At 70.1% G+C, this 8,015-nt stretch carries 5 protein-coding genes and 1 pseudogene; 1 reads left to right on the plus strand and 5 read right to left on the minus strand.

Annotated features, from left to right (window positions below):
* Positions 1-129: 129 nt before the first annotated feature.
* Positions 130-1,704 (minus strand): DUF6851 domain-containing protein, encoded by a 1,575-nt coding sequence (locus ACZ6KF_RS28490; protein ID WP_356637260.1) that lies wholly within the window; start codon positions 1,702-1,704, stop codon positions 130-132.
* Between the two features lie 172 nt (positions 1,705-1,876).
* The gene (locus ACZ6KF_RS28495; protein ID WP_356637258.1) at positions 1,877-3,313 is read right to left on the minus strand and encodes a vanadium-dependent haloperoxidase; all 1,437 of its coding nucleotides are present in this window, start codon (positions 3,311-3,313) and stop codon (positions 1,877-1,879) included.
* An 816-nt stretch (positions 3,314-4,129) separates the two neighbouring features.
* Between ACZ6KF_RS28495 and ACZ6KF_RS28500 the strand changes: the two genes are divergently transcribed.
* Positions 4,130-5,401 carry an NAD(P)/FAD-dependent oxidoreductase gene (locus tag ACZ6KF_RS28500; RefSeq protein WP_356637256.1) on the plus strand — a complete coding sequence of 424 codons (1,272 nt, stop codon included), beginning with the start codon at positions 4,130-4,132 and terminating at the stop codon, positions 5,399-5,401.
* Positions 5,402-5,486: 85 nt separating this feature from the next.
* Here ACZ6KF_RS28500 and ACZ6KF_RS28505 read toward each other — a convergent pair whose 3' ends face one another.
* The 3 genes and pseudogenes from ACZ6KF_RS28505 to ACZ6KF_RS28515 form a co-directional block, all read right to left on the minus strand.
* Complete coding sequence (locus ACZ6KF_RS28505) at positions 5,487-6,104, minus strand: DoxX family membrane protein (RefSeq protein ID WP_469240965.1); 618 nt, start codon at positions 6,102-6,104, stop codon at positions 5,487-5,489.
* Positions 6,105-6,243: 139 nt separating this feature from the next.
* Positions 6,244-7,185 carry an aromatic prenyltransferase gene (locus ACZ6KF_RS28510; RefSeq protein WP_356637252.1) on the minus strand — a complete coding sequence of 314 codons (942 nt, stop codon included), beginning with the start codon at positions 7,183-7,185 and terminating at the stop codon, positions 6,244-6,246.
* Between the two features lie 461 nt (positions 7,186-7,646).
* Positions 7,647-8,015 (minus strand): annotated as a pseudogene (locus tag ACZ6KF_RS28515) (2-oxoacid:ferredoxin oxidoreductase subunit beta); the annotation flags it as partial.

Below are 8,015 nucleotides of genomic sequence, written 5' to 3' on the forward strand. Positions count from 1 at the left end.
GCGGCGGCCTGTTCGGCGCCCGTGCCCCTCCCGCCCGGGGGCGGGCGGGGTGCGGGAGCGGCCGCCGGGGGCGGGTGCGGACGCGGTCGGGTCTGTCCGTGTCCGTCGACGCGGATGCCGCCCGGGCGGTCAGCCCTTGGCGCCGCCCCTGACGTGGCGCTGGACGAACTCGTGGGCCAGGTCGCCGAACTGCTCGCCCAGTTCCAGGGACCGGTCGACGGTCTTCTGGAAGTGGACGCCGCCCCACACCCGGCTGTCGGCGCAGATCCGCGCGAACTCGCTCCAGGTGCGGATGTGCAGCGGCAGGTCGCCGTGCGGGGTGACCCCGGGCTCCACCAGCGACTTGCCGGCGCCGACGGTGAACTTCCAGTCCAGGGTGTCGGTGCCGAAGTGGCGGCGCGCGGACTGGGCGGAGGCGGCGGCCAGCGTGGTGGAGCCGGAGGGGTATTCCGGGTGGTCGCTGACGCCCAGGTAGCTGGCCCACTCGGAGGCGCGGATGTCGTTCACCGTGCCCTTGCCGGGGCCGCCCCAGGCGGTGACCTTGCGGTTGCCGTAGACGTGGGAGACGGCGGTGAAGGGCCGGGCGGCGTCGTAGATCACCTTGTGCCGCCAGGCGACGATGGCCGGCTCGAAGGTGGCCAGGATGTGCTCGAGCATGTAGTGGATCCAGCCGTGCATGCCGAGCTCTTGGGTGTGGCTGCGGGCCATCACGATCGCCGAGTGGCCGATGCCCCAGACCTTGTTGTCCATGATCTCGGCGAGGATCTTCTGCCGGTCGGTCAGCTGTGCGGAGGCGGCGAGGATCTCGTCGACGGAGCGCTTGTACTCGCGCGGGCGGGTGTGGTCGACGTGGGTGGGCGGGGCCAGGCGGAAGGCGGCCGGGTCCCGGAAGATGTGCGCCTTCACCTTGCGCAGGTGCGGGGTGACCATGTGCTGGGCGACGTAGATGCCCATGTCGCCGTTGCCGCCGCCGAGCCGGCGCCCGTTGTGCGGGCCCAGCTGCGGCTGCCAGCGCGAGGGGTCGCTCACCTCGTAGGCGGTGTTGACGGGCCGGTAGCCGGTGTAGTCCGACCAGGGGCGGGGGTTGTACTTGCGGCCGCCCTCGTGGCCGAGGAAGTTCATGCCGTCGTTCTTCAGGCCCTCCCACACGGCCTTGGCCGCCACGTTGGCGATGCCGACCGGGCTGGTCAGGTTCTCCGAGGTGTCGTCGGGGTCCAGGCCCATCTGGACCATCATGGCCCGCGTGTTCGCCATCTTCGACGGCAGGACGCGCTTCCAGATCTGGTACGTGGCGTGGACGGCGGCGATGTTCAGGTTCCGGTTGGTGGTCGACTCGCCGGAGGGGCGGCGCGGGATCTGCGAGTAGATGCCGACCGCGCTCTCGTGGTACGGCGCCAGCGCGTCGAACACCGCGAGCGCGGTGAGGCGGTTGATCCACAGGAAGACGGTCACGTCCATCGGGCCGAACAGGTCCCCGTTGGGCGACTTGCCGGCCATGTCGTCGCTGGGCTGCGCCCACTCGATGAAGTTGTCGGTGTCCAGGTCGAAGTCGAGCGGGGCCGGCTCGGCGCTCCCGGCCGCGGCGGCCGGGCCGGAGCCCAGGCCGCCCACCGTCAGGGCCGCGGCACCGCCGAGCCCACCGAACAGCAGCGACCGGCGGCCCAGGCCGAAGCCGGAGACAGGGGAACGTCCGGACATCGTCATGAGTGAGTTCCTGTTCTTTTCGAGTGGGTGCTGAAAAACGCGGCGGCACGGTGCCCGTGCGGCGCCGTGGCGCGGCGTGGTGTGCGGTGGTGTGGTGTGCGGCGCCGTAGGGGCCCGCCGCCTGGTGCGCCGGGGCCGGAGGGGGGCCGCGGTGGCAGCGGGCGCCGGGCGGTCAGCTGCCGGCGTCGCCGCTGACGTGACGGCGGACGAACTCGTGGGCGAGGTCACCGAAGCGGGCGCCGAACTCCAGGGAGGCCTCGACGGTCTCGCGGAAGTGGGCGCCGGCCCACACCCGGCTGTCCGCGCAGTCCTTGGCGAAGTCGCTCCAGGTGTCCCAGGTCAGTTCGAGGTCGGTGGCCGGGACGGCGCCGGGCTCGCGCTGGGCGGAGCCGGCCGGGAAGGTGTGGGTCCAGTTCAGGACGTCGTCGCCGAGGAAGCCGCGGGCCGCCTGCGCCTGGGCGGCGCACAGGGTGGTGAACGCGGAGGGGAATTCGGGGTGGTTGCCCACGGGCAGGTAGCCGGTCCACTCGTCGGCGGGCATGTCCTCGACGGTGCCCCTGCCGGGACCGCCCCAGGCCGTCACCGGGGCGCTGCCGTGGACGTGGCGCACCGCGCTGAAGGGCCGTACGGCGTCGTGGTGGCGCTTGTGGTGCCAGGCGGCGATCAGGCTGTCGAACCGGGCCGTGGAGGCGGCCAGGAACAGCTGGGCCCAGCCGTCCAGGTCCAGGTCGTGCGCCAGGGCGGCGGCGCGCGGCGAGAGGGTGACCGACAGCGGGGTGTGCTCGAAGAACTCCGCCTTGACCTTCTGCTCGTCGGTCAGGTGCGCGGAGGCCTTGAGGACCTCCTCCACCGCCTTCTCGTACGCCTTGGCGTCGGCGGGGTCCAGGTGCGCGGGCGCGGGCAGCTCGAACTCGGCGGGGTCCTTGTAGGTCTGGGGCGTGACCAGGGCGAGCTGGGGGGTGGCGAAGCGCTGGACGGTGAAGACGCCCTTGTCGCCGGGGCCGCCGTCGACGCGGCGGCGGTGCGGCTCGGTCGCCGGCTGCCAGCGCGAGGGGTCCGTCAGCTCGTCGGCGGTGTTCACGGGCCGGTAGCCGGTGTAGTCCTCGTAGGGGCGGCCGTGGTAGGTGCGGCCCTTGTCGCCCAGCACGTTCATGCCGTCGTGCGCGCGGGCCTCCACGATCGAGCGGCCGGCCCGGTTGCCGATGCCGACCGGGGTCGTCAGGTCCTCGGAGGTGTCGTCCGGGTCGAGGCCGAGCGCGCCCATCGCCTGCCGCACCACCGGCTCCCGCTCCTCGAACACCGCCTTGACCACCTGGAACATGGCGTGCAGGCCGGCGATGTTCTTGTTCCGGTTGGTCGCCGACTCCTGCGCCGGGCGGCGCGGGATGCGGGAGTACACGCCGACGGCGGTGGGGTGGTAGGGGGCCAGCGCGTCGAACCAGGAGGTCTGCAGCAGATGCGTCAGCCACGTGTACGTCGCCACGTCCGCCGGGGCCATCGCGTCCGCCGGCGGATATCCCCCGCCGCCGTGCACGGTGATCAGATCCCGGATGAAATTGCCGTTGTCGAAATCGAAGGGTATCTGCTGGGCGCGACCCGATGTCGTCACGAGGTGAGGCCTTCCTGCGCTTTGAGTTCCTTCATATGCACAGCGGAAACCTGGTGGTACGCCGCGAGGTCCAGGACTTCGCGCTGGAGTGACCGCTTGCCGGCGTGCGCCGGCGTCTCCCCGCCGGGCCGGATTTATTGTTTCGCTTCACAGTCGGCGCCGGAGTCCGGCACCGCGTTCTCCCGGGCACCATACATCCGGGACAGCCGATGCGGAATATCTTCCTGAAATCCTGATCCGTCACCCTAGCAGCCGCCACTCAAGAGTCGCTCGAAATGGACTAAGGATAGATATCCCGTTGACATGCCGAGTAGTCGGTATCAACCCTTCGCCGGGGCGCCGGAAAATAGGTGTGCTATGCATGTCGGCCCTTCTTGCGCCCGCCATTGCTAATCGTGGGCGGCGCCATGATGAACACGGGCGCCCGGGGGTGGACCGCAGCGGTTCCGGTCCGTGTTCCTGCCCCGGGAAACCGGCCGCGGGCCGGGACGCAGCCGCGTTCCCCCTAGGGGGGCCTGCGGGAATCCGGCCCGGCACGGGCCTTTGCGCACCTCGCCGCCAGGACGGGCGTTCCTCTCCCCCGGTGCCCGGGCCCCTGCGGGGCGCCGGGCCGACCGGGCGGGTGCGCCGGCCGCTCTTTTTCCGCTCAAGACGCGGTGGAGCCCGCCCGGTGGCCGGCCGACCGAGCAATCTGGGCGATGACACCGCCCCTTTCGCCCCCGCATTCTGGTCGGTGAATGCGCTCTGCGGGAACGCCGCGAGTTTCTTCGCGCGAGCCGCGGGCGCGGCCGGATCAAAAACTGGGGAAGGTCTCGTATGTCGTCCACTCTCTTCGGGTTTTCTGGCGATTTCGATGTCATCGTCATCGGTGGTGGGCCCGCCGGTTCGACCACCGCGGCGCTGCTCGCCAAGCGGGGACACCGGGTTCTCGTGCTCGACCGTGAGCGATTCCCGCGCTACCACGTCGGCGAATCGCTCATCCCGGGCGTGATGGTGCCCATGGAGGAACTCGGCCTGAAGGAGCGCATGGAGGCCAAGGGATTCGAGCGGAAGTACGGTGGCACGCTGGTCTGGGGCAACAACGAGGTGCCGTGGAATTTCTCGTTCACCACGGGCGGCCGCATCCCCTACGCCTTCCACACGCGCCGCGCCGACCTGGACGCGCTGCTCATGGACCGGGCCCGTGAACTGGGCGCCTTCATCGTGGAGGACGCCACCGTCAAGGACGCCATCGAGGAGAACGGCCGCGTCGTCGGCGTCCGTTACGCCCTGCGCGGCCTGAACGGAACCCACGAGGCCCGCGCCTCCCTGGTCATCGACGCCTCCGGGCAGGCCCGCGTGCTGGGCCGCAAGTACACCGAGGTCAACTGGAACGAGCAGCTGCGCAACGTCGCGGTGTGGACGTACTTCGACAACTGCCACCGCCTGCCCGGCGACGAGTGGAGCAACATCCTCATCGAGGGCACCGACGACGGCTGGTTCTGGGGCATCCCGATCGACAAGGGCGTCTTCAGCGTCGGCTACGTGACGCGGTCGGAGTCCGCGAGCGCCTCCGAGAAGTCCCTCGAGGACCTGTTCGCCGCCCAGATCCAGCAGACCACCAAGCTCAAGGACCTGCTGCGCGACTCCACCCAGGCGGCCGGCTACCGCTCCGCGCGCGACTGGTCCTACACCAACGAGCGCTTCCACGGCAACGGATGGGTCCTGGTCGGCGACGCCGCCGCGTTCGTGGACCCGCTGTTCTCCACCGGCGTGGCGCTGGCGACGCTGGCGGGCAGCACCCTGTCGAAGGTCGTCGACCAGATCCTGAAGCACCCCGAGATCGAGGAGAAGGCCCTCGACCGGTACTCCACCGCCTACCAGGACTTCTTCCACGACATCCGCAAGTTCGTGGAGGGCTTCTACGACCGGTCGAAGACCAAGGGCTTCTACTTCAACATGGCCCAGGAGATGGTCGACCCCGAGAAGAAGAACGACGCCGAGGTCGACTTCGTCCGTCTGGTCTCCGGACTCAGCGGACGGTCGGGCGGGCTGTTCGAGCTCAACCTGGACGACCTCGTCGAGGACGCCGCCACCGCCGGCGACTGACACGGAAAAAGCGGCAGCCGGCCCCGGGACCTCCGGGGCCGGCTGCCGCGTTGTGCACGGACACCGGTGCTGCCGCGCCGGCTGGCTACGGACGCCGGCCCTCCAGCCGGTCCGCGCCGGGCGCGGCCGCGGTGGCGGCGGGCTCGGCCGCGGTCGCGGCGGGCTCGGCCGCGGTCGCGGCGGGCCCGGGGGCGGGCCGGCCGCGTTTCCTCGTGTGGCCGGCGATCACGAGGGCGGCGGCCACGATGACCAGGTTCTTGAGGATGTACTGTCCCTCGAGCGTGCCGACGCAGAACGCTTCCCACGTTTCCTTCGGGAAGATGAACAGCGGAGTGAACGTCCCGGCCATGTGACCGAGCAGAATCATGACCGTCAGGGAAATCGCTCTGCCGCTGACCAGGAGCAGCCCGATCGCGGCCTCCAGCGCGCCGGTCAGGACGGAAGCGACCGTTCCCTCGACGATCCCGAAAGTGAGTCTTTCCACCGTTTCCGCGGCCAGCGCCTCCGCCGGACTGGTGCCGGGAAAGAGCTTGGGCACCCCGAACCACAGGAAGATGATTCCTATGGAGATACGGAGTGCCGCGATCCCGAAGGAGGCGCCGAGACTTTCGAGGAAGCGAGCGACCTGTCCATAGGTGCGCATGGGCTTTTTACTCCCCGCGTGGGTCCCGTTTTCCGACTGATTTCCCCCGAAGAATTCCACGTCCGCCTTAAGGCCCGGTGGAGACGGTGTCCAACGCCGGACGTCCCCGGGCGGCGGGCCCGCGGCGCACACGCGAACGCCCGGCGCGGGCGCGGCCTTCGGGGCCGCGCCCGCGCCAGGCGCCGTGCGTGCCGGGCCGCTACCGGCCGCCGGCCGCGGAGGCGTGCGCCGCGCCGGATCCCTTGGGGCCGAGCAGCACCCTGCCCTCCAGGGAGTTCTCGCTGAGCTGGTAGTACGACTGGAGCTTGAAGTACTCCCCGCCGCTGTAGGAGGCGACGTTGTACAGGCCCTGGGCCGGGCCGGGGTAGGTGCGGGCGATGTTCCGCGCGAACGTCTCGACGCGGGGGTCGACGGCGATGCGGTCGGGAAGGCCCGGCACGTCGGGGACCATGGTCGCGAAGGTGATCCGGTGGATCTTCGGGGAGTCCCAGCTGAGGGTGGTGTAGATGCCGACCGCCTGCCCGGCGAGCTGGAGCAGCTGCTCGCTCGGCTCGGGAAGGCCCAGGTCGCTCAGCATGGACCGGACGGTCCCGGGCTCGCGGCACTCGGCGGGGAACTGGAGGAAGTAGACGTTGACCGTCCGGCTCGGGTAGTCGATCCCGATCATGCTGTTCTTGTCGTCCAGGCCGTAGCGGGCGTAGAAGCCGAGGTTCTCGGCCAGGGAGCGCGGCATGGAGGGCATGTCGGCCAGCTTCGACAGCTTCTGCAGGTTGTCGGGGGGGATGAACGTCCAGGTCTTCTTGAATCCCCCGACGACCCCGAAGTCGACGCCGTGGGCCAGGACCGGCAGCCGCTCCTGGACGTCCTCCAGCAGGGTGGACACGGGGTGGTCGGTCTGCGGGGTCAGCCCCTTGGAGACCGCGTAGGCATAGGGGTTGACGTCCCCGGGGAGCGCGGTGAAGCGGCAGTCGAGGTCCTCCTTGCCGCGGGTGGTCACCCGGAAGGCGACGACGAGCTGCTCGAGGCTGTCCTCGTAGGTGGTCAGGATCGGCCAGACCTTCTCACGCGAGGGAGTGATGTCCAGCAGTCCGGCTGCTTCCTCGATGGCGGAGTAAAGGCCTTCCGCACCTGTCCTGGTCATTCGTCCTCCTGTGTCTCCGGGCGTCTCGTGTCTGAGCGTCTGTGTGAAATCAGGGCGGATGATCGGCAGTACGCCAGCAGCGCCGTCGGCTGAACGAATGGTTTTCACTCCGGAACGGAGGTCGCGCCCATTCTGCCGCTCGGTGAAGTGTCGGCGCCGGCCGTCGAATTTGTCAAGACAATTGCCGCCCTTAGTGCATTTCGAGCAGCTCTCCAGCGGCGGTCGGTAAGGTGGCCCGGCTTTCCCTGGAAGGGGATTTCCGGAATGCGCGGGCGGGCCGCCCGCGGGAAATTGCGGCGGGCGCGGCCGGGGGTCGCGGAGGATTTCCGGTCCCCGGGCCGGCGGTTCCGGCACGGGGTGCCGGGCGCCCTTTTCCGGTGGATGGTTGGCAGGACCATTGATATGGGAAAAGGTTTTTCCGGGACCGTCCGCCCGGGTTTCGTGTGGGGGTGTCGTCCGGGTCAGTCGGTGACGGTCCAGGTGTCGTTGCCGGTGAGGAGTTGGGCGAGGTCGCCCTTGCCGGTGGTTTCGACGGCGTGGTCGAGCTGGTCGGCCATCTGGGTGTCGTAGACGGGGCGTTGGACGGAGCGCAGGACGCCGATGGGGGTGTGGTGGAGGGTGTCGGGGTCGGCGAGGCGGGAGAGGGCGAAGGCGGTGGTGGGGTGGGGGGCGTGGGCGTCGTGGACGAGGATGTCGGCTTCGTTGTCGTCGGTGACGGTGACGGTGGTGAGGTCTCCGGTGGCCTGGTCGCGGATCACGCCGCGTGAGTTGTCGGCGCCGAAGCGGATGGGCCGGCCGTGTTCGAGGCGGATGACGGCTTCCTGGGCGGG

The organism is Streptomyces sp. NPDC046379, from assembly GCF_055587785.1.

Bases quoted from the DNA above. Each gene is read 5' to 3' on its own strand.
- ACZ6KF_RS28490 (WP_356637260.1), bottom strand. From the start codon at position 1,704: ATGACGATGTCCGGACGTTCCCCTGTCTCCGGCTTCGGCCTGGGCCGC.
- ACZ6KF_RS28500 (WP_356637256.1), top strand. From the start codon at position 4,130: ATGTCGTCCACTCTCTTCGGGTTTTCTGGCGATTTCGATGTCATCGTC.
- ACZ6KF_RS28510 (WP_356637252.1), bottom strand. From the start codon at position 7,185: ATGACCAGGACAGGTGCGGAAGGCCTTTACTCCGCCATCGAGGAAGCA.